This is a genomic window from Rubrivivax rivuli, assembly GCF_004016505.1.
Lineage (GTDB): Bacteria > Pseudomonadota > Gammaproteobacteria > Burkholderiales > Burkholderiaceae_C > Rubrivivax > Rubrivivax rivuli.
On sequence record NZ_SACR01000001.1, the window covers coordinates 798,001 to 822,759 of the forward strand.

At 72.3% G+C, this 24,759-nt stretch carries 22 protein-coding genes; 9 read left to right on the plus strand and 13 right to left on the minus strand.

Going from position 1 to position 24,759, the window contains the following annotated elements:
* Window positions 1-414: a high-potential iron-sulfur protein gene (locus tag EOE66_RS03480; protein ID WP_245478878.1), complete on the plus strand. Its 414-nt coding sequence runs from the start codon at window positions 1-3 to the stop codon at window positions 412-414.
* Window positions 415-452: 38 nt separating this feature from the next.
* Here EOE66_RS03480 and EOE66_RS03485 read toward each other — a convergent pair whose 3' ends face one another.
* On the minus strand, window positions 453-1,226 hold the full coding sequence (locus EOE66_RS03485; RefSeq protein WP_128227265.1) for a fumarylacetoacetate hydrolase family protein: 774 nt from the start codon (window positions 1,224-1,226) through the stop codon (window positions 453-455).
* Window positions 1,227-1,328: 102 nt separating this feature from the next.
* Here EOE66_RS03485 and EOE66_RS03490 point away from each other — a divergent pair, with 102 nt between their 5' ends.
* Entirely contained in the window at window positions 1,329-1,634 is a 306-nt protein-coding gene (locus EOE66_RS03490; protein WP_128227266.1) for a hypothetical protein, read from the plus strand.
* Window positions 1,635-1,661: 27 nt separating this feature from the next.
* On the opposite strand, the gene glcF is transcribed toward EOE66_RS03490, so the two are convergent.
* From glcF to EOE66_RS03535, 9 genes are all read right to left on the minus strand, one after another.
* On the minus strand, window positions 1,662-2,918 hold the full coding sequence (gene glcF / locus EOE66_RS03495) for a glycolate oxidase subunit GlcF (RefSeq protein WP_128227267.1): 1,257 nt from the start codon (window positions 2,916-2,918) through the stop codon (window positions 1,662-1,664).
* 29 nt (window positions 2,919-2,947) lie between these two features.
* Window positions 2,948-3,664, minus strand: a complete 717-nt coding sequence (locus EOE66_RS03500) for an LrgB family protein (protein WP_128227268.1) — start codon at window positions 3,662-3,664, stop codon at window positions 2,948-2,950.
* Window positions 3,661-4,035, minus strand: coding sequence for a CidA/LrgA family protein (locus tag EOE66_RS03505; protein WP_128227269.1), 375 nt, complete (start codon window positions 4,033-4,035; stop codon window positions 3,661-3,663). The genes EOE66_RS03500 and EOE66_RS03505 overlap by 4 nt, the downstream gene beginning before the upstream one ends.
* A 12-nt stretch (window positions 4,036-4,047) precedes the next feature.
* Window positions 4,048-4,728: a class I SAM-dependent methyltransferase gene (locus EOE66_RS03510; RefSeq protein WP_245478879.1), complete on the minus strand. Its 681-nt coding sequence runs from the start codon at window positions 4,726-4,728 to the stop codon at window positions 4,048-4,050.
* Between the two features lie 4 nt (window positions 4,729-4,732).
* Window positions 4,733-5,818 (minus strand): glycolate oxidase subunit GlcE, encoded by a 1,086-nt coding sequence (gene glcE / locus EOE66_RS03515; RefSeq protein WP_128227270.1) that lies wholly within the window; start codon window positions 5,816-5,818, stop codon window positions 4,733-4,735.
* Window positions 5,819-7,333, minus strand: a complete 1,515-nt coding sequence (locus tag EOE66_RS03520) for an FAD-linked oxidase C-terminal domain-containing protein (protein WP_128227271.1) — start codon at window positions 7,331-7,333, stop codon at window positions 5,819-5,821.
* 139 nt (window positions 7,334-7,472) lie between these two features.
* Window positions 7,473-8,684 (minus strand): FIST signal transduction protein, encoded by a 1,212-nt coding sequence (locus EOE66_RS03525; protein ID WP_128227272.1) that lies wholly within the window; start codon window positions 8,682-8,684, stop codon window positions 7,473-7,475.
* Window positions 8,685-8,719: 35 nt separating this feature from the next.
* A complete protein-coding gene (locus EOE66_RS03530) occupies window positions 8,720-9,358 on the minus strand; it encodes a PhaM family polyhydroxyalkanoate granule multifunctional regulatory protein (protein WP_128227273.1) in 639 nt (212 codons plus the stop codon).
* A 52-nt stretch (window positions 9,359-9,410) separates the two neighbouring features.
* Window positions 9,411-10,379, minus strand: coding sequence for a TraB/GumN family protein (locus tag EOE66_RS03535; RefSeq protein ID WP_164884980.1), 969 nt, complete (start codon window positions 10,377-10,379; stop codon window positions 9,411-9,413).
* Between the two features lie 90 nt (window positions 10,380-10,469).
* On the opposite strand from EOE66_RS03535, the gene EOE66_RS03540 reads away from it, so the two are divergent.
* Window positions 10,470-12,992: a penicillin acylase family protein gene (locus EOE66_RS03540; protein WP_128227275.1), complete on the plus strand. Its 2,523-nt coding sequence runs from the start codon at window positions 10,470-10,472 to the stop codon at window positions 12,990-12,992.
* Here the strand turns inward: EOE66_RS03540 and EOE66_RS03545 are convergent.
* The 3 genes from EOE66_RS03545 to EOE66_RS03555 form a co-directional block, all read right to left on the minus strand.
* Window positions 12,958-14,610: a DUF418 domain-containing protein gene (locus EOE66_RS03545; protein ID WP_164884981.1), complete on the minus strand. Its 1,653-nt coding sequence runs from the start codon at window positions 14,608-14,610 to the stop codon at window positions 12,958-12,960. The two genes, EOE66_RS03540 and EOE66_RS03545, sit on opposite strands and share 35 nt — an antisense overlap.
* 215 nt (window positions 14,611-14,825) lie before the next feature.
* Entirely contained in the window at window positions 14,826-15,305 is a 480-nt protein-coding gene (locus EOE66_RS03550) for a retropepsin-like aspartic protease family protein (RefSeq protein WP_128227277.1), read from the minus strand.
* A 13-nt stretch (window positions 15,306-15,318) separates the two neighbouring features.
* Complete coding sequence (locus EOE66_RS03555) at window positions 15,319-16,407, minus strand: fumarylacetoacetate hydrolase family protein (protein WP_128227278.1); 1,089 nt, start codon at window positions 16,405-16,407, stop codon at window positions 15,319-15,321.
* A gap of 63 nt (window positions 16,408-16,470) precedes the next feature.
* Here EOE66_RS03555 and EOE66_RS03560 point away from each other — a divergent pair, with 63 nt between their 5' ends.
* The 6 genes from EOE66_RS03560 to EOE66_RS03585 all read left to right on the plus strand — a co-directional run bounded on the left by EOE66_RS03560 (window position 16,471) and on the right by EOE66_RS03585 (window position 24,739).
* Window positions 16,471-17,559 carry a DUF3108 domain-containing protein gene (locus tag EOE66_RS03560; protein ID WP_128227279.1) on the plus strand — a complete coding sequence of 363 codons (1,089 nt, stop codon included), beginning with the start codon at window positions 16,471-16,473 and terminating at the stop codon, window positions 17,557-17,559.
* Window positions 17,560-17,797: 238 nt separating this feature from the next.
* The gene (locus EOE66_RS03565; RefSeq protein ID WP_128227280.1) at window positions 17,798-20,482 is read left to right on the plus strand and encodes a C25 family cysteine peptidase; all 2,685 of its coding nucleotides are present in this window, start codon (window positions 17,798-17,800) and stop codon (window positions 20,480-20,482) included.
* Between the two features lie 77 nt (window positions 20,483-20,559).
* Window positions 20,560-21,186: a cohesin domain-containing protein gene (locus tag EOE66_RS03570; RefSeq protein WP_128227281.1), complete on the plus strand. Its 627-nt coding sequence runs from the start codon at window positions 20,560-20,562 to the stop codon at window positions 21,184-21,186.
* 86 nt (window positions 21,187-21,272) lie between these two features.
* Window positions 21,273-22,769 (plus strand): putative bifunctional diguanylate cyclase/phosphodiesterase, encoded by a 1,497-nt coding sequence (locus tag EOE66_RS03575; protein ID WP_128227282.1) that lies wholly within the window; start codon window positions 21,273-21,275, stop codon window positions 22,767-22,769.
* A gap of 61 nt (window positions 22,770-22,830) precedes the next feature.
* Window positions 22,831-23,637: a hypothetical protein gene (locus EOE66_RS21715; protein ID WP_164884982.1), complete on the plus strand. Its 807-nt coding sequence runs from the start codon at window positions 22,831-22,833 to the stop codon at window positions 23,635-23,637.
* Between the two features lie 40 nt (window positions 23,638-23,677).
* A complete protein-coding gene (locus tag EOE66_RS03585; RefSeq protein ID WP_128227283.1) occupies window positions 23,678-24,739 on the plus strand; it encodes a homocysteine S-methyltransferase family protein in 1,062 nt (353 codons plus the stop codon).
* The last annotated feature ends 20 nt before the right edge of the window (window positions 24,740-24,759 follow it).

Below are 24,759 nucleotides of genomic sequence, written 5' to 3' on the forward strand. Positions count from 1 at the left end.
ATGAACCCACGCCGCCGTTTCATCGCCCTCACCCCCTGGTGGGCCCTGGGCAGCACCGCCGTGCTGCTGGCCGCGTGTTCCGAACGCACACCGGTGCCCGCTCCCCTGCCGGCGCCCATGCCGGCCCCGGCGCCTTCGCCGGCCGAACCCGCAGCCACCTCCGCTTCCGGGCCGTCACCGGCCGCCTTGGGCCCTTTGAGCCCGGCCGAGCCGCAGGCTGTGGCGCTGGGCTACGTGGCCTTGGCCAGCCAGGTGGACGCGGCCCGATACCCCAACCACACGGCCGCACAGCAATGCGCGGGCTGCTCGCTCTACAGCGGCGCTGCCGGCAGTGCTGCCGGGCCCTGCTCGATCTTCGGCGGCCGCGAGGTGGCCGCCGCGGGCTGGTGCAGCGCCTGGGTGAAGAAGGCCTGAACGGAAGGCCTTCACGGAAGGCCTGAGCGCCCGGCGGCTCAGCCGTAGGTGTTGGCCAGCACGCCCAGCCCGGCGATCTCCACCTCCACCAGCGTGCCCGGCTTCATCGGCAGCACGCCCAGCGAGGTGCCGCAGAGGATGACGTCGCCCGGCCTCAGCGGCAGTTCCTGGCTGATGCGCCAGACCAGCTCTTCGGGCGGGAAGAACATGTCGGCCAGCGCGTAGTTCTGGCGCTCGCGGCCGCCCACGCGCGTGTGCAGCGTGGCGGTGGCGGGCTGGAAATCGGTGTCCACCCACGGGCCCAGGGCGCCGAAGCCCGGCAGGCTTTTGGCGCGGCTCCACTGCGCGAAGCTGGCGTCGCGGTTCAGCAGCTCCATGGCCGTCACGTCGTTGGCCACGGTGCAGCCGAAGAGGCAGGCCGCGGCCTCTTCGCGCTGGATGCGGTAGGCCGGGCGGCCGATCACCAGCGCCAGCTCGCCCTCGTAGGCCACGCGCCCCACCTCGGCCGGCGCCGCCGGGATGGCCTGGCCGTGGCCGGTGGCGCAGTGCGGGCTCTTCAGGAAGTACAGCGGCTCGGCCGGCGCGGCCCAGCCGTTCTTCTCGGCCGCGGCGCGGAAGTTGTTCCACAGGCCGATGATCTGGCCGGGCTGCACCGGGGGCAGCCAGGCGCTGGGCGGAATATCCGCCAGCGCCACGCTCTCGCCGGTGGCTTCGGGCGCCGCCCAGGGCAGGCCGCGGTGCAGCAGCACCTGGCCGTCTTGCAGCAGGCCCAGGGTGGGCTGGCCCTGGTGGGTGAAACGCAGCCATCGCATGGGCAGACTCCGGGCAATTCGAAGGTGGCGGACGATAGCGCCGTGCACGCCGCATGACAAAGATCAAGTTCGGCGTCAGGCGCCGGGCGCACACTGCCGGGCATGCAGTACCGCGTCATCCCCATCGCGCCCGCCTGGCCGCAGGCGCAGGCCCCGCAGCTCAGCGGCGAGCCGGCCCGGGTGCAGCGGGTGCTGAGCGCCTTGAGTTCGGCGATGGACAGCCCGGCCCTGGGTTTCTCGCTGCCGCTGGAACGCTGGCTGCGCGAACTGCGCCTGGACAGCGAACACGCCGAGGCTCATCTGAAGGTCACGCCGCGTTTGGGCAGCGCCCCGGCCGAACTGGCCTTCGACACCCTGCGCCGGCTGCTGCCGGACACCGACATCTACGTCGTCGCCGCTGCGGCCTGAGCCGCGGAACCCGGCCGGGCCTGGCCTTCAGGCCAGCGCCTCGTCCACCACCTCCACCCAGTGTTTCACGGGCAGCGCGGTACCGCTCTGCAGGTGCTGGATGCAGCCGATGTTGGCGCTGACGATGGCGTCCACCGGTTCCTGCCCCGGCGCGGGCGCCAAGTGCTGCAGCTTGCGGTCGCGCAGCTGCGTGGCCAGTTCGGGCTGCAGCACGCTGTAGGTGCCGGCGCTGCCGCAGCACAGGTGGCTCTCGGCATTCGCCAGCCGCACTTCGAAGCCCAAGGTGCGCAGGTGGGTTTCCACGCCACCGCGCAGTTGCTGGCCGTGCTGCAGCGTGCAAGGCGGGTGGAAGGCCAGCGCCGGCTGGCGGCTGGCGCGCAGCCGGCCCTGCAGCTTCGGCGCGATCTCGGGCAGCAGCTCGCTCAGGTCGCGTGTGAGCGCGCTCACGCGGCGCGCCTTCTCGGCGTACTCGGGGTCGTGGGCCAGCGCGTGGCCGTAGTCCTTCACGTGCACGCCGCAGCCGCTGGCGTTCATCACGATGGCTTCCACCTGGCCGTCAGACGTGAGCCCGTCCACCAGCGGCCACCAGGCGTCGATGTTGCGGCGCGCATCGGCCAGGCCGCCTTCGCTGTCGTTCAGGTGGGTGCGCAAGGCGCCGCAGCAGCCGGCGCCGTCGGCCACCAGGGTCTGGATGCCCACGGCGTCGAGCACGCGCGCGGTGGCGCTGTTGATGTTGGGCATCATCGCCGGCTGCACGCAGCCCAGCAGCATCAGCACCTTGCGCGGGTGGCTGCGCGTGGGCCACAGCGCGGCGCGCGGTGAGCTCTTGGCCGGCACCTTGTTCTGCAGCGTCTGCGGCAGCAGCGGGCGCAGCATCTGGCCCAGCTTCATGGCCGGCGCGAACAGCGGCGAGGTCAGGCCTTCCTTCAGCAGCCAGCGCACGGCCTTTTCGCCAGTCGGGCGCTCGACCTTCTTCTCGACGATCTCGCGGCCGATGTCCACCAGGTGCCCGTACTGCACGCCGCTGGGGCAGGTGGTCTCGCAGTTGCGGCAGGTCAGGCAGCGGTCCAGGTGCTCTTGCGTCTTGCGCGTGACGGGGGCGCCTTCCAGCACCTGCTTCATCAGGTAGATGCGGCCGCGCGGGCCGTCGAGCTCGTCGCCCAGCAACTGGTAGGTGGGGCAGGTGGCGGTGCAGAAACCGCAGTGCACGCACTTGCGCAGGATGGCTTCGGCGGCTTCGCCTTGGCGGGTGCCCTTGAACTCGGGGGCCAGGTTGGTTTGCATCGCGGTGCCAGGGTTCGGGAAGAGAAGGTTCAGAACAAGCGGGACACGGCCGGCAGCAGCAGCGCTGCCAGCAGCACCTGCAGGCCCAGGGCCAGCGCGGCGTAGGCGCCGGCATCGGGGTGCACCTGCAGCGCGCGGCTCGCGCCGATGCCGTGCGAGACGGTGCCCAGGGCGAAGCCGCGCACCGGCAGCGCTGGCACGCGCAGCAGGCCGAACAGGGCCTTGCCCGTGAGCGCGCCCAGCAGCCCTGTGAGCACCGCAAACACCGCCGCCAGTGCGGGGATGCCGCCCAGCTGCGCCGCCACGCCCATGGCCACGGGGGCCGTCACGCTCTTGGGCGCCAGCGAGGCCAGCACGTCCACCGGCAGGCCCACGGCCCAGCCGATGGCCACCGCGCTGGCGCTGGCGGCCGCGCCACCCAGCAGCGCCGCCAGCAGCAGCACGCCGGCGCGCGCGCGCAGCTCGGCGCGGCGTTGCCACAGCGGCCACGCCAGCGCGACCACCGCCGGCCCGAGCAGGAAGTGGATGAACTGCGCGCCCGAGAAGTACACCGGGTAGGGCGTGCCCGTGGCTGTGAGCAGCAGCGCCAGGGCCAGCACGCTCCACAGCACCGGGTTGGCCCAGGGCGGGTGGCCCAGCCGGGCCGACCCGCCGCTGGCCAGCACGTACACCGCCAGCGTGGCTGTCAAGCCGAACAGCGGCGTGGCCGAGAGGTAGACCCACAGCTCGACGAAGCTGGTGTTCATGCCGCCGCCTCGCCATCGGCGGCGGGCGCGTCATCACGCGGCCACAGTTTCTGCAGCACCAGCGCGGTGACGGCCAGGCCGATCCAGGTCGACAGCGCCAGCGCCAGGGCCATGCGCGCGCCATATTGCGTGATAAGTCCCAGGTGCGCGATGACACCCACGCCCACCGGCACAAAGAGCAGCGAAAGGTGCTGCAGCAGCGGCGTGGCCGCGGCCTCCACCGGCCCGCGCACGGGCGCCCACTGCAGCAGCGCCGCCATCAGCAGCAGGCCCAGCACGGGCCCTGGCAGCGGCAGGCCGAGCAGGCGCGCCAGGGCCTCACCGGCCGATTGGCACAGCAGCAGCAGCGTCAGGCCCTTGAGTGCATCCATGGGCTGTGTGCTTCAGGCCAGCTCGTACTGCAGCACCCAGTAGTGGGTGTGCGCCGTCCACTGCGGCTGCCGCGCGCGCGGGCCGAGCATGGCGATGGCTTGCTCGGGCGTGGGGAAGTTCTTCAGCACTTCGTGCGTGCTGCCGTCGGTGAGGCGGCGCTGCTGGTAGGTGTTGCAGGCATCGTCGGTGCGCGTCAGCGGCGTGCTGCTGGTCTGGACATAACTGTTGTCGAGGAACACCACGCGCGCGCCGGGGGCCAGGCGGCTGTGCAGCAAGGCCAGCCAGCCGGGCAGGCGCTGCAGCGGCACGTGGCTCCACCAGCAGCCGGCAAACGCCGCGCTGAAGGGCGGCTCGTGGGCGATCTCGGCCAGCGTGTAGGCGTCGGCGGTGGCGAAGCGCACGCACGGCGGCAAGGCCTTGGCCTGGGCGATGGCCATCGTCTCGGGGTTGAGATCGGTGGCCAGCCAGTCGGCTGCTTCGCGCGCGGCGTGGGGCGTCCACCACCCGGTGCCGCAGGCGATCTCCAGCACGCGTCGGCCGGCGAAGGGCGCGGCGAGCTCGGCTTCCATCTGGCGCAGGTCGGCCTGGCGCTCGGGCTTGGCGTAGACGCTCTCGTACTCGGCGGCGCGGCGCGCGTAGTAGGCCGCCATGGCGGCCACGCTGTCTTCGCCGGGAGCCAGGGTTTCGCGCATGCCTTCAAGCCGCCGGCAGCAGCCGGCCGGGGTTGAAGATCCCGTCGGGGTCGAAAGAGCGCTGCAACTCACGCTGGATGCGCGCCACCGCCGGCGCCAGCGGCGCGAAGGCGCCAGCGCTCTTGTCGTGCCCGCGGAACAGCACCGCGTGCCCGCCTGCGGCTTGCGCCGCCCCGCGCAGCACGGCGGCCGGCGCGCTGGTGCAGATCCAGCGCTGCGCGCCGCCCCATTCCAGCAGTTGTTCGCCCGAAAGCTTCAGCGGCGCCGCCGTGGGCGGCACGCTCAGGCGCCACAGCGCCGCGCCGCTCTCCACGGCCTTGGCCGCGCCGATGAAGAACTCGTCGCGGTGGTCGCGCAGGCCGGCCCAGAAGGTGCTGGCCAAGGCGGTGTCGACCACCTCGCCGCCGATCTTCTCTTGCGCCGAGCGCACCGCCGCCGCCGCACCGCTCAGGCGCAGCACCAGCATGCCGTCCCACCAGGCGCTGGCGTTCAGGGGCAGCGGCTGGCCGCCCCATTCGTTCAAGCGGCGGATGGCGCTGGCCTGGTCGGCCTCCAGCCGCAGCGTCAGCGTGGCCGGGGGTACGGGCAGCACCTTCAGGCTCACCTCGCAGATCACGCCCAGCACGCCCAGGCTGCCGGCCAGCGCGCGCGAGACGTCGTAGCCCGCCACGTTTTTCATCACCTGGCCGCCGAAGCTCAAGGTCTCGCAGCGGCCGTTGAGCAGCGTGGCGCCGAGCACGTAGTCGCGCACGCCACCCACGCTCACACGCGCGGGGCCGGCCAGGCCCGCGGCCACCATGCCGCCCACGGTGCCGCCGCAGGCAAAGCGCGGCGGCTCGAAGGGGAGGCACTGGCCTTTCTCGGCGAGCGCCGCCTCCACCTCTGCCAGCGGCGTGCCGCCGCGCGCGGTGATGACGAGTTCACTCGGCTCGTAGCTGCTGATGCCGGTGAGACCGCGCGTGTCCAGCACCAGCCCCTGCGGCGTGCCGCCGTAGAAGGCCTTGGTGCCGCCGCCGCGGATGTCGACCTGCAGCTTCTCGGTGCGGGCCGTCTGCACCTGCTCGATCAGGCGCTGCAGCGCGGCGTCCATTCAGAAACGCTCCAGTTCGGGGAAGGGCAGCAGGCCCTTTTTCACGTGCATCTTTCCGTACTCGGCACAGCGCTGCAGCGTGGGGATGACCTTGCCCGGGTTCAACGTCTGCATGGGGTCGAAGGCGCGCTTCACCGCGAACATCTGCTCGCGCTCTTCGGGCGCGAACTGCACGCACATGCTGCTGAGCTTCTCAACGCCCACGCCATGTTCGCCGGTGACGGTGCCGCCCATCGCGACGCTGGTCTCCAGGATGTCGGCGCCGAAAAGCTCGCAGCGGTGCAGCTGGTCGGGGTCGTTGGCGTCGAAGAGGATCAGCGGGTGCAGGTTGCCATCACCCGCGTGGAAGACGTTGCAGCAGGCCAGGCCGTACTTCTTCTCCATCTCGGCAATGGCCAGCAGGATGTCGGCCAGGCGCTTGCGCGGGATGGTGCTGTCCATGCACATGTAGTCGGGGCTGATGCGCCCGCTGGCGGGGAAAGCGTTCTTGCGCCCGCTCCAGAACTTCAGGCGCTGCGCCTCGTCCTTGCTCACTTCCAGCCGCGTGGCGCCGCAGCCGCTCAGCACGTCGAGCATGCGGTCTATTTCCTCGGCCACTTCTTCCGGCGTGCCATCGCTCTCGCACAGCAGGATGGCGGCGGCGTCGAGGTCGTAGCCGGCGTGCACGAAGTCTTCCACCGCGGCCGTCATCGGCTTGTCCATCATCTCCAGCCCGGCGGGGATGATGCCGGCGGCGATCACCGCGGCCACGGCATCGCCGGCTTTGCGCACGTCGTCGAAGCTGGCCATGATGCAGCGCGCCAGTTGCGGCTTCGGGGTCAGCTTGACGGTGACCTCGGTGGTCACGGCCAGCATGCCTTCGCTGCCCACGATGAGCGGCAGCAGGTCGAGCCCCGGCGTGTCCAGCGCCTCGCTGCCGAACTCCACCGGCTCGCCCTGCACCGTGTAGCCGCGCACGCGCAGCACGTTGTGCAGCGTGAGGCCGTACTTCAGGCAGTGCACGCCGCCGGAGTTTTCTGCCACGTTGCCGCCGATGGTGCAGGCGATCTGGCTGCTGGGGTCGGGCGCGTAGTACAGGCCCAGGGGCACGGCGGCTTCGCTGATGGCGAGGTTGCGCACGCCGCACTGCACGGTGGCCGTGCGCGCCAGGCGGTCGATCTGCACGATCTTGTTGAACTTGGCCAGGCTCAGCGTCACGCCCAGGGCGTGCGGCATGGCGCCGCCGCTCAGGCCCGTGCCGGCGCCGCGCGCCACCACGGGCACGCTCAGCGCGTGGCAGGCCTTCAGCACGGCGGCCACTTGCGCCTCGGTTTCAGGCAGGGCCACGCACAGCGGCAACTGGCGGTAGGCGGTGAGACCGTCGCACTCGTAGGGCACGGTGTCTTCGTGGTGCCACAGCAGCGCGTGGGCCGGCAGCAGCGGCGCCAGCACGGCCACCACCTGCTGCTGGCGGGCGGCGCGTTCGGCCGAGCGCGCGACATCGGCGACAGCGTTCGGGGCGAGGGGGGCGTTCATAGGCGGCGGCTCCGGCAAGCGCGCAGGCCCCAGGAGGGCCTGGCTGGCGCGCCCAGACTGTACGCGGCCCTGCGGCGGTGCCGAGGTCAGCACGGTTTTGACCGCCGCAGGGGTGATCGGCGCACCCCGCGCCGGGCGTTCAGGCGCTTTCAGTGAAGACCGTGAGCACGCCGGTGTAGCCGTAGAGGTGGTGGCGCGCGATCTCGCCGGCGGCGAAAAAGCCCACCAGCGGCAGTTCTTCACCGTCGCCCTGGCCACCGCCCAGCGCATGCTGGATCGTCTTCAGCTCGGCCGAGGGCCCACCGAAGTGCGGCCCGCCGCGGCCGGTGCAGCTGACATACACCGCACCGAGCAGGCGCCGCGCCGGGGCAGGCGCATGGCCGCTGAGCGGGTCGTCCTGCGGTTCGAGTTCGTCGCGGATCTCGCTGCAGATGCGCACCAGGTCGCGCCGCGCGGCCTGCACGTCGCGCTGGCAGAAGGCCAGGCGCATGCCGGTCTGCACCAGGTCGGCCACGGCAAAGGCGTGGCGGCCGGGGTCCAGGCCGACCAGGTGGCGCACGCGCGTGTCGGCCCCGAACTGGCCCGGGCGCGCCAGGCTGCCGTCGGCCGCGTCGTTCAAGCCCACCAGCGTGGCGCGCAGGCGCGGCAGCGCGGCGCGCGGGTCGTCCAGGGCGTCCAGGCCCAGGTCGCGCAGCAGGCAGGGCAGGGCGGGTTCGCCGTCGAGTTCGGTGACGATGTGGCGCTCGCAGGCCGTGATGGTGCGTGTGGGGCCCACCGGCTGGCAGCCCTGGGTCACGCGCGAGACCAGCGGCACGTCCTGCGTGAAGGCCACGCCCGAGAGTCCGCCCTGCCAGACGCCCTCGGCGACGTGGTGCGTGGCCGCGCGCGAGCTGGCCAGGCCGCCGAAGAGGTAGCCGCTGTCGGTGCGGTCGCTCATCTCGGTGATGAGTTCCTGCAGGTCGGGCGTGGCCGGGTCGGCGTGCACCAGCGCCGTGTAGGGCGTGATGCGGCGCAGCTTGCGCGCCCCCGAGAAGACCTCGAAGCGGCCCGCCGGCAGTGCCGCCAGCATCAACGCCAGCGCCGGTTCGTCGATGTATTCGGCCGCGCCGGCGCACACGCCCACGCCCACGCTGCCCACCCAGGCCACGCCGGGCCATCGCTGACGCAGATCGGCCAGCAAGGCGGCGGCGTGGGGGGCGTAGTGGTCGGTGAAGTAGACGAAACCCAGGCTCAGCGGTCCGGCGTCGCTGCTGTCGTGCGCGGCGCGGCGGGCCTCCACCTGTGCGGCGGCCAGGGCCAGGGCGGCCCGCCAGTCGGGGTGCGTGGCGTGGCCGATGAGGAAAGCGGGCATGGGGCGTTGCGCCTCGGGTTCGGATCGGGCGGGGGTCAGGGCGCTCGTCGGCGCGGGGCGGGCGAGGCCTGCCGGGCGGCGGGCTTCCGGGCCGCGGGCTTCTTGCCGGCCGGGGCCGCAGCGGCGGCGCTGCCGCGCGGCCGGGGCGCCTTCTTCGCGGCGGGGGCGGCCGTCCCTGGGGCCGCGGCCGCCGGTTCCTTCAGCGCCTGCGATGCGATGTCGGCGAACTGCTTGGTCAGCGCGCCCCACCACTGCATGGGGTCCACCGCCGGGGCTGGCGGCTCGGCGGCGGTCTGCGCGGCCTCTGCCGCCGGGGCCGGTGCAGGTGGCGGGGCCGGGGCGGGGGCAGGGGCGGCAGGTTCTGGCACCTTCGCCGAGAGCGCGGCGCGCAGGTCGGCCATCGGCAGGTTCATGGTCTTGAGCGTGCTCAGCGTCATGCGCTGCACCTCCAGCGCCTGCACCGTGGTGCCCAGCAGCCGGGCGTTCTGCTCCAGCCAGAACTGCACGGTCTTGAGCTCCTGGATGCGCTTGTCGAGCTCTTCCGGGTCGAGCGTGGGCGCCACCCATTGGCCGAAACCCTGCACGCCCGGCAGCGCCGCGCCGGCGCCCTTCATCAGGTTCTGCAGGAACTCGAAGCCCGGCACCATGCGGGCCAGGTCGTTGGCGGTGCTCATGCGGCGCTCTCCTCGGGGTGGTGGCGCCGATTGTGGGGCGCGCGCCGGGGCTTCAGCGGCCGAAGCGCACGCGCTCGACGCGGAAGCCCAGGCCTTCGAGCAGGCGCGGCAGCGACTGCGGGCCGGTCATGTGCAAGGCCCCCACGGCGGCAAAGACCCGTCTGCCGCTGCGGTGCTGGGCCTCGATGCCGGCGGCCAGCGGGCCGTTGCGCTCGTCGTTGAGCTTGCGCATGTAGGCCTGGTCTTCGGGCGTGTTGGCGCATTCGCACCAGCTGGCGTAGTCCTCCAGCGCGGCCAGGTCGCCGCGTTCCCAGGCCGCCACCATGCGCGCCATCACGCGGCGGCTGCTGCCGTCTTCCAGCTGCGCCAGGCTCTGCTCCAGCGCGGCCAGGGCCTCGGCGGGATCGGCCGGCACCAGCACGGCCTTCTGCTGCGCCGCGGTTTCCAGCGACACCACGCGGCGGGCGCTGCCGCGCACCTGCGCCAGCAACAGCTGCTCCATCGCCAGGCTCGGGTCCATGCCCAGCCAGCGGGCCTCCAGCACCATCAGGCTGGTGGCCTGCAGCACCGGGTGCAGCGTGGCCATCGATTCGGGCGCGATGCAGGCGCGGGCGTAGGCCTGGTTCAGCCGCCGCTGCAGGGGCTCGGGCAACAGGCCGGTGTGTTGCAGGTCTTGCAGTGCTGCCTGCAGTGCGGGGTCGCTGGGGTCGATTTCCAGCGCCAGCACCTCGCTGCTGCGCAAGGCCGCGCTGAGCTGCGGCCCCAGCCGCTTCCAGGCCGGCTTGCCGACGTGCAGCGTGCCGTAGAGCCAGCTGCTGCGGCCATCGCGGCTGATGCGCCAGAGCAGGCCGCGGTCGCGCTCGGGGGCGGTGCTGGCCTGCACGGGCAGGGGTGGCGGGCAGGCCGCAGGGGCTGCACCGGCTGCCGGCGTCGCGGGCTGCTGCGCCAGGCTGCCGGCCGCCAGCACGGCGCAGCCGAGCGCGACCACCCGGTGGGTCAGAAGTGAAAGCCAGCGTTGCATGCGCTGACGATGCCACGAAAGGCGGCCCCAGCACCAGCGCGCCGGCCCCGGGTTCGGTGGTGCCATCATCCCGCCAGCTCCTTCGTCGCGATGACCTCCCGCCATCCCACCCCCCCGCTGCCAGCTCGCCACGGCTTTGCGGTGCTGGCCCTGGCCTGCAGCCTGGCAGCAGCCACTGCGCAGCCGGCGCCCGCCGCCAGGCCGGCCCCGCCCACGCAGACGCTTGCCGTGCCGGGCCTGGCCGCGCCGGCCGAGATCCTGCTCGATCCCTGGGGCGTGCCGCACCTGTACGCCGCCAGCCGCGACGACCTGTTTTTCGTGCAGGGCTTCAACGCCGCGCGCGACCGCCTGTTCCAGATCGACCTCTGGCGCCGCCGCGGCCTGGGCCGGCTGGCCGCGGCGCTGGGCCCGGCCTTCGTGGAAACCGACCGCGCGGCGCGGCTCTTCCTCTACCGCGGCGACATGGCGCGCGAGTGGGCCGCCTATGGCCCCGAGGCGAAGGCCATCGTCACGCGCTTCGTGGCGGGCATCAACGCCTACATCGATCTCTTGGCGGCCGAGCCGGCGCGCCTGCCCTTCGAGTTCAGGCAGTTCGGCTACGCGCCCGAGAAGTGGGCCCCCGAAGACGTGCTGCGCATCCGCAGCCACGCGCTGGCCGGCAATGTCTACGGTGAGCTCTGGCGCGCCACGCTGCACTGCCGGGGTGAGCTGGCCGCCGACCGCTGGCGCCAGGCGCTCACGCCGCCGCGCCAGCTGCGCCCGCCCGAGGGCCTGGACGCCTGCGTGCCGCCCGAGGCGCTGCGCGAGTACATGCTGGCCACGCAGCCGGTGCAGATGCCGGCGCTGGGCTCACCCCAGGCCGTGCCACAGCGCAGCTCGGCCGCGCCAGCGGACCTGGTGCAGCAAGCCGCTGCCGCCATGGCCGATCGATCGGAGGGCAGCAACGCCTGGGCCATCGCCCCCGGCCGCAGCGCCACGGGCCGCCCGCTGCTGGCGGCCGACCCCCACCGGCTGCAGGCCGCGCCCGCGCTGCGCTACCTGGTGCATCTGGAGGCGCCGGGCTACAGCGCCATCGGCGGCGGCGAGCCGGCAGTGCCGGGCGTCTCGATGGGCCACAACGGCCGCATCGCCTTCGGCCTGACGGTGTTCGCGGCCGACCAGGAAGACCTTTACGTCTACGAAACCCGCCCCGGCGCGCCCGACGAGTACCGCTACCGCGGCGGCTGGGAAAAGATGCGCCTGCTCACCGAGCGCATCGAGGTGCGCGGCGCGCCGGCGCAGACGGTGACGCTGCGCTTCACGCGCCACGGCCCGGTCACCGGCCGCGAGGCGCTGGCGCAGCGCGCCTACGCCGTGCGCTCGGTATGGTTCGAGCCCGGCACCGCGGCCTACATGGCCAGCCGAGGCCTGATGCGGGCGGCCGACCACGCCGGCTTCTTGCGCGGCCTGGCCGCCTGGGGCACGCCGGCGGTGAACATGGTCTACGCCGACACCCACGGCGACATCGCCTGGGCCGTGGGCGCGCGCGTGCCGCGGCGGCCCAACTGGGACGGCCTGATGCCCGTGCCCGGCGACGGCCGCTACGAATGGGCCGGCTTCCGGCCCGCCGCTGAGTTGCCCGCGCTGCGCAACCCGGCGGCGGGCTGGTTCGCCAGCGCCAACGAGCACAACCTGCCGGCCGAAGGCCCGTGGCAGGCCGCACCCCTGGGCCACGACTGGCCCAGCCGCGCGCGCCACCAGCGCCTGGCCGAGGTGCTGTCGGCCAACGCGCGTTTCAGCGTCGACGACGCCGTGCGCCTGCAGAGCGACGTGCTCTCGGTGCCCGCGCGCCGCGTGCAGGCCTTGCTGCGCACGCCACGCTTTTCATCGCCGGCCGCCCAGGCCGCGCAGCGCCTGCTGACCACCGGCTGGAACGCACAGCTCACGGCCGAATCGGGCGCGGCGGCGCTGTTCGAACGCTGGTGGACGCGCCACCTGCCCCCAGCCTTCCGCCAGGCGGTGCTGTCGCCCGCGGCCGCGATGCTGCTGCGCACGAGCGACGAAGACGCCATGCTGGCCGCGCTGGAAAACCCCGCGGCGGCCTTCGGCGCCACCGCCGCCGCCGTGCCGCGGCGCGATGCCGTGCTCGAAAGCAGCCTGGCCGCCGCCTGGGCCGAACTCGTGCAGCGCGCCGGCCCCGACCCCGCGCGCTGGCAGTGGGGTGCCGTGCACCAGGCCGTGTTCCCGCACCCGCTGGCGCCGGGCGTGGACGCGGCCACGCAGGCGCGGCTGAACGTGGGCCCCTTTGCCAAGGCCGGCGGGCGCAGCACCGTGAACCTCTCGGTGCAGGACAGCGACACCGGCCGCCACGTGGCCGGCCCCTCGCTGCGCCTGGTGCTGGACGTGGGCGACTGGGACCGCTCGCGCGCCATCAATGCGCCGGGCCAGGCCGGCGACCCGGCCAGCCCGCACTACCGCGACCTCGCGCCGCTGTGGCAGAAGGGCGAGACCGTGCCGCTGCTCTACACACGCGCAGCAGTGCAGGCCGCGGCGGTGCAGCGCTGGGTGCTGCAGCCGGCTGCACCCTCGGGTGCGCCCGCTACACCCGCAAGCGGGGCAGCTCGCGGTAGGTGAAGCCGCGCCAGATCCATTCCACCGGCCCGTAGCGGAAGCGCGCCATCCACCAATGGCTGAAGGCCAGCTGCGCGGCGAAGACCACGAGCACGAAGACCACCTGCCAGGCGCGCGGCATGCCCCATTGGCCGAAGGCGTAGCCGTGGAAGTAGAGCGCGCAGATCAGCGACTGCGTGAGGTAGTTCGTGAGCGCCATGCGGCCCATCGGCGCCAGCAGGCGGATGCGCGAGACCAGCGGCCCACCGTGCAGCATCAGCACCACCAGGCTCACGTAGCCCAGGCAGGCCGGCAGGTTGCCCAGCATGTGCAGGCCCTGCGCCATCACCCAGCCGTCGTGGCGGTCGCCGGGGGTGTGGTGCATGGCGATCAGGCTGCTGGCCAGCCCGAGGCCGATGCCCAGCGGCAGGCCCCACAGGGCCAGGCGGCGGAACAGGGGCAGGTGGTCCTGCGTGCGTTCCATCACCCCGGATCGCACGAACCACGCGCCCAGCAGGAACATGCCGATGAAGAGCACCGAGGCGCCGAAGTCGCCGGCGGCCTTTTCCAGGAAGCGGCGGGCGCGGTAGTCCACCGCGTCGCCATAGCTGCCGGTGGTGAAGGTCTTGATCTCCAGCGCCTTCTCTTCGGCCTGCTCCTTCAGGCGCTTCTCGCGTTCGGCCTTGGCTTCGGCCACACGTTCCTCACGCGTCTTTTTCTTCTTCTCGGCGCCGCTGGCGGCCGAAGCCGGCGGCAGTGCCTTCGCCGCCACCGCCGGGGCCGATGCCGCGCTGGCCGCCGAGGCGGCCGGCAGCGCGAGCGGGTCGGGGCCGAAGTACTGCACGGCACCCATCAGGGTCATGGCCGTGGCGGCGAAGAGGTAGAGCGTGGCGCCCATGCGCAGCGCACGCTGCGCCGGCGGCTGGTGGTAGCGCCAGGCCAGGCCGGCCATCAGCAGCGTCAGCGGGCCGAAGACGGTGAGCGGCAGGCGCGGCTCCAGCGGCGCATCGGGCAGCACCCACAAGGCGGCAGCGCCGGCGCTCAGGCCCAGCCCCAGCAAGAGCAGCAGGAAAGCGAAGAGCGGCACGCGCAGCGGTTTCTTCTCGCTGCGCATGAACAGGGCCAGCAGGCCCGCCAGCGCCAGGCCGGCAGCCACGCCGAAGAAGCCTTCTGCGTCCAGCGCCGCACCCAGGCCCACCGCCACGGCGATGGCCAGCAGCAGCGGCTTGGGCCGGCCGTAGAGCACCACCATCAGCATCAGCGCCGAGACGGCGTAGGTGAAGAGGATGTCGCCGTCCCACAGGAAGATGAAGTGCGCCGCGCCGAAGACGCCGAGTGCCAGCACGCGGCGCAGGTAGACACGCTTGAACTCGCGCCCGGTCTGCTCGGCCCGCAGCAGCATCACCGCGAAGCCCATGCCGAAGACGAGCGAGAAGATCGTCCAGAACTTGCCCTGCACGAAGTAGGCGATGAACCAGCTGGCCAGCCAGTTCAGCCCCGTCAGCCCGCGCGGCATGCCTTCGCCGAAGCTGGTGAAGGGGCGGCTGAACCACTCGATGTTCATCAGGAAGATGCCCAGCAGCGCGAAGCCGCGCACCACGTCCAGCGCCTCGATGCGCTGGGCCGCGGGCAAGGGGGTCATGGGCGGGGGCGGGGGCGGGGGCGGGGCCGGCGGAGCCGGGGGCTCGGCCGAGGCGGGTGTGGGGTCGGCCGGCAGGGATGTCGTCATGGGGCGGGGCCCGGTCGCAGAAGATGGGCCCATTCTGCGTGGGGCTTCCGGCCGCACCAAGCCCCTTCAAGCCCGTTCGTCGCCTCGTTCAGGGGGCCTGTCGCATGGCGCAGGCCCGGCCCCTGGTTTCAGCGCCGCGGTTCGAAGCGCAGCACGCCGTCCTGCTGCTGCCAGCGCAGCCGGCCCAGCACGTCCATGCCGAGCAGCGGCTTGTCGAGCTGGGGCAGCGCCGTCACGCGCAAGCGGTCGGCGCGCAGGCCGCCTTCCAACTCGATGTCGGCCACCACGCGCTGGCCCTGCACCACGCCGCCGGCGGTGTTGGAGGTGACCGCGCCTTCCACCGGCAGGCCCAGCTGCTGTGCCAGCGCCAGGGGTATGGCGGTGCCGGTGGCGCCGGTGTCGACGAGGAAATCGACCTCGCGGCCCGAGATGCGCCCGGGCCAGTGGTAATGGCCGTCGGCGCTGCGGCGGATCTCCACCACCTCGCCGCTAATGGCCACGCGCGGCGCTGCGGCCTGGCGCTGCCAGGCCTGCACGCCGAGAAACAGCGCACCGGCCAGCAGCAGCCAGACGGTGGTGTGTTTCAGCCAGCCGGGCAGTTCTTGCATGGCGGCGTGGTGTTCAGGCTTCGGCTGCGCCGTCGTTGTCGCTGTCGCCCTGGGCTTGCGCTTGGGGCGCTGGCGCCGTTTCGGCCACCGGGGGCACTGCGCTCTCTGCCGGGGCCGGGTCGTGCAGCGGCGCCACGCGTTGTTCGATGGCGCCGAAAACGCTGTGCCCGTCGCCGTCCAGCATCTCGATGCGGATGGTGTCGCCGAACTTCATGAAGCCGGTGCGCGGCGCGCCGTGTTCGATGGTCTCGATGGCACGCTTCTCGGCCACGCAGGAATAGCCGTTCGCCCAGTCCTTGTTGCTGACGGTGCCGCTGCCGACGATGCTGCCGGCGCGCAGGCGCCGCGTCTTGGCCACGTGGGCGATGAGCTGGCCGAAGTGGAAAGTCATCTCCGGCCCGGCGTTGCACAGGCCCACGCGGTGCTTGTTCCAGCGGCTCTCCAGCGCCAGGTGCACGCGGCCGCCTTGCCAGGCCGGGCCGAGTTCGTCGGGCGTGACGGCCACGGGGCCGAAGGCCGTGGCCGGCTTGCTCTGCAGGAAGCCGAAGCCCTTGGCCAATTCGCCGGGGATCAGGTTGCGCAGGCTCCAGTCGTTCACCAGCATGAGCAGGCGCACGCTGTCGATGGCAGCTTCGGCATCGGTGCCGATGTCGACATCGCCCGTCACCACGGCCACTTCCGATTCGAAATCGATGCCCCAGTCTTCGCTGGCGAAGCGGGCCGGCTCTTGCGGCCCGAGGAAGTCGTCGCTGCCGCCCTGGTACATCAGCGGGTCTTCGTAGAAGCTGGCCGGCACCTCGGCGCCGCGCGCCTTGCGCACGAGTTCGACGTGGTTGAGGTAGGCCGAGCCGTCGGCCCACTGGTGCGCGCGCGGCAGCGGCGCCATGCAGTGCTTGGGGTTGAAGGGGAAGGCGTGGCGCGCCTTGCCGCCGTTGAGCGTGGCGTACAGGTCTTCCAGCGGCGGGCTGCGGAAGTTCCAGTCGTCCAGCACCTGCTGCAACGTGGTGGCGATGCCGGTGGCGAAGTGGGCGGTGCTCAGGTCGCGCGAGACCACGGCGAGCAGGCCGTCGCGCGAGCCGTCGTGCAGGGTGGCGAGTTTCATGCGGGGTGGGGTGTGCGCTGGGGCCGCCCCAGGGGCGGGGTGGTCGGGTGGCAGTATTGTGGGGTGGCCACCTTCTTCCCACCGCGCCCACGCCGCGCCGGCGCTGCCCTTGCCCTTGGCCTGCTGGTGCTGGTGCTGCACCTCGGGCTGGCGGGCTTGTGGCCGGCCCGGCCTGGCCTGGCCGACAGCCCGCGCCCGGCGCTGCAGCTGCGCAGCCTGAGCGCGCCCGCGCCGGTGGCAACCGTGGAAGGCAGCGTGCCGCCAGCCGCCCGCGCGGCCGCGCCGACCCCCGCGCCGCGGGCTGCGCCCGCAGCACCCCGGCAGGCCGCAGACGAAGCACCCGGGCGTGTCGCCGAATCGGCACCGGCCCCTGCGCCAGCCGCGGCAGAAGCTGCCGAAGCGGCTGACACCACCGAAGCCGCCTTGCAGGCCGCCGCGCCGCCGGCCGGCACACCCTTGCCCACTTATGCGACGCGTCTGCCGCCGCCGGTGACGCTGCAGTTCGCCGTTCGGCGAGAGGGCGCGGAGGCCCCGCTCGCGGCGGCACCGCGGGGCGGCCTGCAGGCGCAGCTGCGCTGGCAGCACGCGGCCGGCAGCTACACGCTGACGATGGGCATGGGTGCGGTGGGCTGGGCCAGCGTGGGCGGGTTCATTGCCCAGGGCCTGGCGCCCGAGCGCCATGTCGAGACCCGCCGCGGCCGCGAGCTGCGCGCCGCCAACTTCCAGCGCCCGGGCATGGAAGGGGTGGAAGGCCCGGGCCGCATCACCTTCAGCGGCCCGCGTTTCGCCCACCCGCTGTGGCCCGGCGTGCAAGACCGCCTGAGCTGGCTGGTGCAACTGCCCGCCGTGCTGGCGGCCGAGCCCGCGCTGGCGCAGCCGGGCCGCGAGGTGCTGATGATGGTGGCCGGCGTGCGCGGCGATGCGCTGCCCTGGCGTTTCGAGGCCGTGGCCCTGGAAGACCTGGACCTGCCGGCCGGCCTGGTGCGCGGTGCGCTGCACCTGCGGCGCGAGCCGCTCCGCGCGTGGGACAGCCGCATCGACGTGTGGCTCGACCCCGCGCGCCACTTCCTGCCGGTGCGCCTGCGCATGCGGCAAGGCCCCAACGCACCGCTGACCGAATTCGAGCTGCTGGCCTGGACGCTGCAGCCCTGAGCCGCTTCCACGCGCGCCGGCGCACACGCTGCGCTTGCCGCGCGAGCGCCAGAACCTCCTTCCACCGCAGGAGGTTTGCAAGCTAGGGCCCTAGATCGAGTAGCGAATTTCCTAGGGATCACCCTCTGTCGGGCCATGGGCGCCGCGGGGCCCCGTCTCGACACTGCCGCCACAGCCCGACACCCGGCAAACCTGCCCCGCGCCGACGTGCTGCCCGAGACACCCTGGAGAGATTCCCATGCCCCTGCCGAAGCTCACAAGCGCTGGCTGCGTCACCGCCGCCCTGCGCACACGCCGCCTGCCGGTGGCCCTGGCCTGTGCCAGCGCCTGCGCCGCCTTCTTCACCGCCGCACCGGCGTTGGCGGCCGTCACCGTCACCGTGGTCGAACAAGGTGCCAGCACCACGGTGCTGCGCATCAAGGTCGACCCGCCCAAGTTCGAGACCGTCGACACGCCTGCCGGCAGCTTCTCGCGCTTCTCGCTGCGCGAGAGCAATGTCGGCGGCGTGGCCAGCGACGGCCGCAGCCTGCCCGAACTGCCCGCCACCGGCGTGACGCTGGCCCTGCCGGTGGACCTGCGCGATGCGCCGGTGGTGAGCGTGCTGCCCGAAGGCACGCTGCGCCGCATCACCGCCCGCGTGTACCCCACGCAGGCCCCTGAAACCGGCCAGGTGCAGAACCAGGGCCTGCCCGACTTCGAGTTCAACCCCGAGGTCTACAACCGCGGCAAACGCGACCCCGGCGCCGCGCTGGGTCGCAACGCGCTGTTCAAGGGCGATGCCAACCTGGAGACGCTGCGCTTCTCCCCTTACGGCTACGACCCCGGCCAGGGGCTGGTGAGCTGGCATGACAGCTACCTCGTCACCGTGCGCCACGCCGGGAGCGACTGCTTCCTCATCGACAACCTGCGCGACATCAAGCAGGCAGGCGCCTACGACGACGTCGACCGGTTCATCGAGCGCCTGCCGCTGCCGGGCCTGCGCTTCGCGGCCAACCAGCTGCAGCTGCAGCGCGTGTGCGCCCCCAGCCTCACGCCCCAGTTCGTGGGCGGCGCGCGCTTCCTGATCATCACGCACCCGAACTTCGTCGTGGCCGCCAACACGCTGAAGGCGCACAAGGACGCGCTGGGCATCCAGACCCGCGTCGTCACCACGCTGGAAATCACCGGCGGCAGCAGCAACACCGCCTCGGCCACGCAGATCCGCAACTGGCTCAGCAACCACTGGAACACCAGCATCATCCGGCCGAAGTGGGTGCTGCTGATGGGCGATGCCGAGTGGGTGCCCACGCACTACGACCAGCCCAACAGCTGGGACAGCGCACGCAACGCCGGCGACATCTGGTTCGGCCAGTTCCTGCCTGGCGCCACCGCCACCACCGTGCCGCCCTTCGGCATCGGCCGCTTTCCGGTGGACACCCTGGCGCAGGCCCAGACCATCGTCAGCAAGGTGGTCGCCTTCGAGACCGCGCCGCCCACCGACGCGGTTTTCGGCCAGGACTTCTACAGCCGTCTCACCTTCGCCAGCTACTTCCAGGGCGCCGGCACCACCGACGAGCGCTGGTTCGCGGAGACCTCGGAAGTGGTGCGCAACCACGCCGTGGGCCTGGGCTACGGCGTGCAGCGCATCTACAAGGCCAGCGCCAGCGCCAACCCGCTGAGCTGGCGGGGCGGCGGCGCCGTGCCCGCGGCCCTGCGCAAGCCGGGTTTCGCCTGGGACGGCAAGACCAGCGACATCGTCGATGCCGTCAACAAGGGCACGGCGCTGCTCTACCACCGCGGGCACGGCTGGTGGACGGGCTGGGGCGACCCGTCCTTCTCCACCGCCAACCTGAGCAGCGTTTCGGTCACCGGCAACCAGTACCCGGTGGTGTTCAGCATCAACTGCGCCAGCGGCATCTTCGACAACGAGACGGTCGACCTGCCGGGCAACGTGGTCTCGCCCGGCTACGGGCCTTCGGTCACGGGCCTGTACTGGGGCGAGAGCTTCCTGCGCAAGACCGACGGGGCCCTGGCCGTCATCGGCGACACGCGTTCCAGCAGCACCATCGACAACAACCACCTCACGATGGGTCTGTTCGATGCCATCTTCCCGGGCCTGGTGCCGAGTTTCGGCCCTGGCACGGCGGTGCGCCGACTCGGGGACGTGCTGAACCACGCGCGCAGCTACATCGCCGCGGTGGACGCCGGCACGGCGGTGAACCACCACCCGCTGGACGTGGGCGGCGCTCGGCCGGCGGTGTTCAACCTGCGCCAGGAGCTGAACCTCTACAACCTGCTGGGCGACCCGACGCTGAAGCTGCGCACGGCCGCACCGTGGCGCTTTCCGGTGGTGAACATCCGCGTGCTGCAGGGCATCGCGCAGATCAAGGTGCCGCAAGAGTGCCTGAACTGCCCGCCCTTCGCGCCCCGGCCTGAACTGGTCACCGTGTTCGCCTTCGACCCCGAGACCGGGCGCAGCATCGGCCGCGGCCTGGTTGACGAAGAGGGCAACGCCAAGATCGACCTGCGCGGCTGGCAGGGCAACTTCTGGGTGCGCGTGGCTTCGGGCGATGGCGCCAGCCAGCAGGCCGCGCTGAACGAGACCGACAGCGACGACGACGGCGTGCCGGACAGCCGCGACAACTGCACCCACACGAAGAACACCAACCAGCGCGACAGCGACGGCGACGGCTACGGCGACGCCTGCGATGCCGATGCCAATAACGACGGCATCGTCAACAGCCTGGACCTCGCCCTCGTGCGCGGCAACTTCGGCTTCCGGGGTGTCACCCGTGCCGACCTCAATGGCGATGGCGTCGTCAACGCACTCGACCTCGGCCTGGTGCGGCAGCTCTTCGCCACCCGGCCCGGGCCGTCGGCCTGGCACGCCGCCGGCACGGCCACGGCCATGCGCCTGCCCGCCGGCGAAGAGGCCAAACGCTGAAGACCCTGCTTCGCATCCTTCACCCCCACCCCTGGCCGCCAGAAGCGGCCGCATCTTCAAGCTCAAGGAACACCGACATGAACACGATCCAGTCCTTCACCACCGCCCGTTTGCCCGCCACGCTGGGCGCCACCTTCAAGGCTGCGCTCGCGGTCACCGCCCTGGCCGGGTTCTGCGCCGGCGCACAGGCCCAGACGGCCAACAGCGTGGTCTTCACGCCCGTGAACACCAGCACCGAGGTTGGCAACAGCTTCTCGGTGCAGGTGCGCGGCACCGGCTTTGCCGACACCGTCATCGGGGGTGGCTTCGGCTTCAGCTACAACCCGACCGTGCTCAACCTGGCCAGCATCAGCATCAACCGCACGGTGTGGGAATTCGCAGCGGGCACCGGCCTGCACGACCCGGCCAGCGGCACCGTCAGCGACGTCTTCTTCGCCAGCTTCAACGGCGTCCTGCCCAGCGGCGGCGGCTTCGATATCGCCACCCTCAACTTCACGGCGGTGGCCGAGGGCACGAGCGCGCTGACGCTGCGACCCAGCATCGATTTCCCCTGGGTGAACACCAACGTCGAGGTGCTCTCGGTCACCTACGGCAACGGCACCGTGCAGGTTGGCGCCGTGCCCGAGCCCGGCACCTGGGCCAGCTTCGGCCTGGGCCTCGTCGCCTTGCTGCCCCTGCTGCGCCGCCGCCTGCAGACCGCCTGACATCGGGGCCCCGCAGGGGGTGGGCGGCGAAGCCGGCGCCCGGGCGCCGGCTCAAGTGCCCGGCTCCGCGGCCGATAAAGCCACGGATGCGCCCCGCTGCCGATGCCTTCGACCTGCCGCCCGAACTGCTCGCCTGGGCGCTGGGCGCCTGTGTGCTGCTGCTGGTGCTGGCGCTGTGGCAAGGCCAGCGGCTGCAAGCCCGGTTGGCGGCGTTGCGCGAGCAGATCGAGCGCCTGCGCGGCCGCGATGCGCTGACCGGCCTGTCGACCCGCACCGAGTTCGAGGCGGTGCTCAACGAGGCCGCGCTGAGTGCCGACCGCGGCACGGCGCCGCTGGCCCTGATGTACGTGGGGCTCGACGATTTCCGCCCCCTGAACGACGGCTACGGCCACCGCGTGGGTGACGCGGTGCTGGCGCAGGCCGGCGAGCGCCTGGGCCGCTGCGCCGGGGTGCCGCTGGCCTTGTCGCGTGTGGGCGGTGACGAGTTCGCGTTGCTGCTGGTGCTGGGCGCCGACGAGGCCTCGTTCGCCGCGCAGCAGATCCTGCGCGCGCTGCAGGAGCCCTTCCGCGTGGAGGCGCTGGAGTTGCAGCTCAGCGCCTCGGTGGGCATCGCGCTGTACCCCGACCACGGCTCGCGGCCGCGCCTGCTGGCCCATGCCGCGCTGGCCATGCGATCGGTCAAGCAGGTGGGCGGGGCCAGCCACGCCTTCTACACGCCGGCGCTGGCGGTGGACCAGCGCGAGCAGGCCGAACTGCTGCAGGCCCTGCGCCATGCGGTGCAGCGCGGCGAGCTGCAGCTCGTCTACCAGCCCAAGGTGGACGCGCGCAACCTGCAGATCACCGCGGCCGAGGCCCTGCTGCGTTGGCAGCACCCGCAGCGCGGCACCATCAGCCCGGTGGTCTTCATCCCGCTGGCCGAGCGGCACGGGCTCATCAACGGCATCGGCCGCTGGGTCATCGAAGAAGCCTGCCGGCAGGCTGCGCAATGGCGCCAGCAGGGCATGCGCATGCGTGTGGCGGTGAACCTGTCGGGGCACCAACTGCGGCAGGACGACCTCGTGCCGCACATCCAGGCCTGTCTGAAGCGCCACAAGATCCCTGCCGAACGCCTGACGGTGGAAATCACCGAATCGGTGGCCATGGACGACACGGCGCACACCCGCGCGGCCTTCGAGCGCCTGCGCAAAGCCGGGCTGCACGTCTCCATCGACGACTTCGGCACGGGGCACAGCAGCCTGGCCACGCTGCGCCGGCTGCCAGCGGCCGAGTTGAAGATCGACCGCGCCTTCATCACCGACCTCGGCCACAGCGAGCGCGCACGTTCGATCGTGCAGGCCGTGGTGCAGATGGCGCGCACGCTGGAATTGCGCGTGGTGGCCGAAGGTGTGGAGACCACCGCGCAGCGTGATGTGCTCGTGGGGCTCGGCTGCAACGAGTTGCAGGGCTACCTCTTCGCCAAGCCCATGAGTGCCACGGCGCTGGCCTTGTGGGCCGACACCGACGAGCCGCCGGCCGACGGCGAGGCGGGCCCCGGTTTCCGGGCCTCGATCTTCGAAGCCACGGCGCCGGCGCCCTTGAAGTGAGCGCCGCCGCGCACCCCGCCCTCGGCGGTGCGAAGATGCCGCCCCGCATGCCAGACCGACCATGAGCGATTCGTCCACTTCCGAGTTCTCCCTGCTGCTGTGGACGCTCGGCGTCCTGGTGGTGGCCCTGGCCTTGCACCTGAGCAACGGCTGGGTGCGCAGGGCGCAGCGCGGCCCCACGCTGCGGGCGCAATGGCCGGCGCTGGCCATGGCTGGCGCGGCGCTGGGCCTGGGGGTGAATGCGGCGCTGGTGCTGGGCATGCAGGCGCAGCCCCTCAGCTTCGTCGTGGGTTACGCCTGGGGCCCGGCGCTGCTGCTGTGGGGCCTGGCGCTCGTCGTCTGCCTGCCGGTGGTGGTGCTGCCGCTGGCCGTGCGCGCGGCCTGGGCGCTGCCCGCCTCGGGGGCCGTGCTGGCCCTGGTGGTGGTGGCGATGGATGCCGGCTGGGTGTGGGCTGCGGGCTTCCGACCCGGCGTGATCTGGCGGCGCGACATGCTGGCTGCGGCCACCTTGCTGCTCTTGCTGGTGTTGCCGCTGGCGCGCTGGGTGTCCTTCTGCGCCGCCGGCGAGCAAAGCCCGCGCCGCACGGTGTGGCGCTTTGTGGGCGTGGCGCTCGCAGCGGTGGGCCTGATGGCTGGCGAAGAGCTGCTGGCGCTGGCCGCAGGCCTGGGCGCGCAGGTCGGCACCATCCACCAGCGGCAGGTGCCCGGCACGGTGCTCAGCCTGGTGGCCGGCGTGCTGCTGCCGCTGCTGTTGGCCGCCGCGTCGCTCGACCTCTGGTTGCGCCGCCACCAGCGCCGCAGCCGCAGCGTGGGCGACTTCCAGCCCGGCAAGCGCCGCAAGCGCCGCCAGCGCATCCGCACGCTGTGAGCTGCCAGCAGCTTCAAGGCAGCCTTCCTACAATCGGTGCATGAAAACTTCGCCTTCTGCCCCGGCCTACACGCGCGGCGCTGCCCTGGCTGCGCTGATGCAGGACCGCATCGCCATCATCGACGGCGCCATGGGCACCATGATCCAGCGCTACAAGCTGGCCGAGGCCGATTTCCGCAGCGAGCGTTTCGCGGACCATCCCACCGACCTCAAGGGCAACAACGACCTGCTGGTGCTGACGCGCCCCGACGTCATCCGCGAGATCCACGGCCAGTACCTCGCGGCCGGTGCCGACCTGATCGAGACCAACACCTTCGGCGCCACCAGCGTGGCGCAGGAAGACTACGGCCTGGCGCACATCGCGCGCGAGATGAACGTGGCCGCTGCCCGCATTGCCCGCAGCGTGGCCGACGAGCACAGCACCCCCGACCGCCCGCGTTTCGTGGCCGGCGCCCTCGGCCCCACGCCGCGCACGGCCAGCATCAGCCCCGACGTGAACGACCCGGGTGCGCGCAACACCAGTTTCGACGAACTGCGCGCGGCCTACCGCGAGCAGGCCGAAGGGCTGCTGGAAGGCGGCTGCGATGTCTTCCTCGTCGAGACCATCTTCGACACGCTCAACGCCAAGGCCGCGATCTTCGCGCTGGACGAGTTGATGGCCGAGACCGGCGAGCGCCTGCCCGTCATCCTGAGCGGCACCGTCACGGACGCGTCCGGCCGCATCCTGAGCGGCCAGACCGTGGCCGCCTTCTGGCACAGCGTTCGGCACGCCCGCCCGCTGGCCATCGGCCTGAACTGCGCCCTGGGCGCCGCGGTGATGCGGCCCTACATCGAAGAGCTCAGCAAGGTGGCCGCCGACACCTACATCAGCTGCTACCCCAACGCCGGCCTGCCCAACCCGATGAGCGACACCGGCTTCGACGAGACGCCGCAGGTCACGGGTTCACTGATGGAAGAGTTCGCGAAGGCGGGCTTCCTGAACATCGCCGGCGGCTGCTGCGGCACCACACCCGAGCACATCGCAGAGATCGCGCGGCGCCTGCGCCCCTACCGGCCGCGCAGCCGGCAAGACCCGTTGTTCAGCACGCTGCTGGCGGCCTGAGGCGCAGGGCGTCGCCTTGC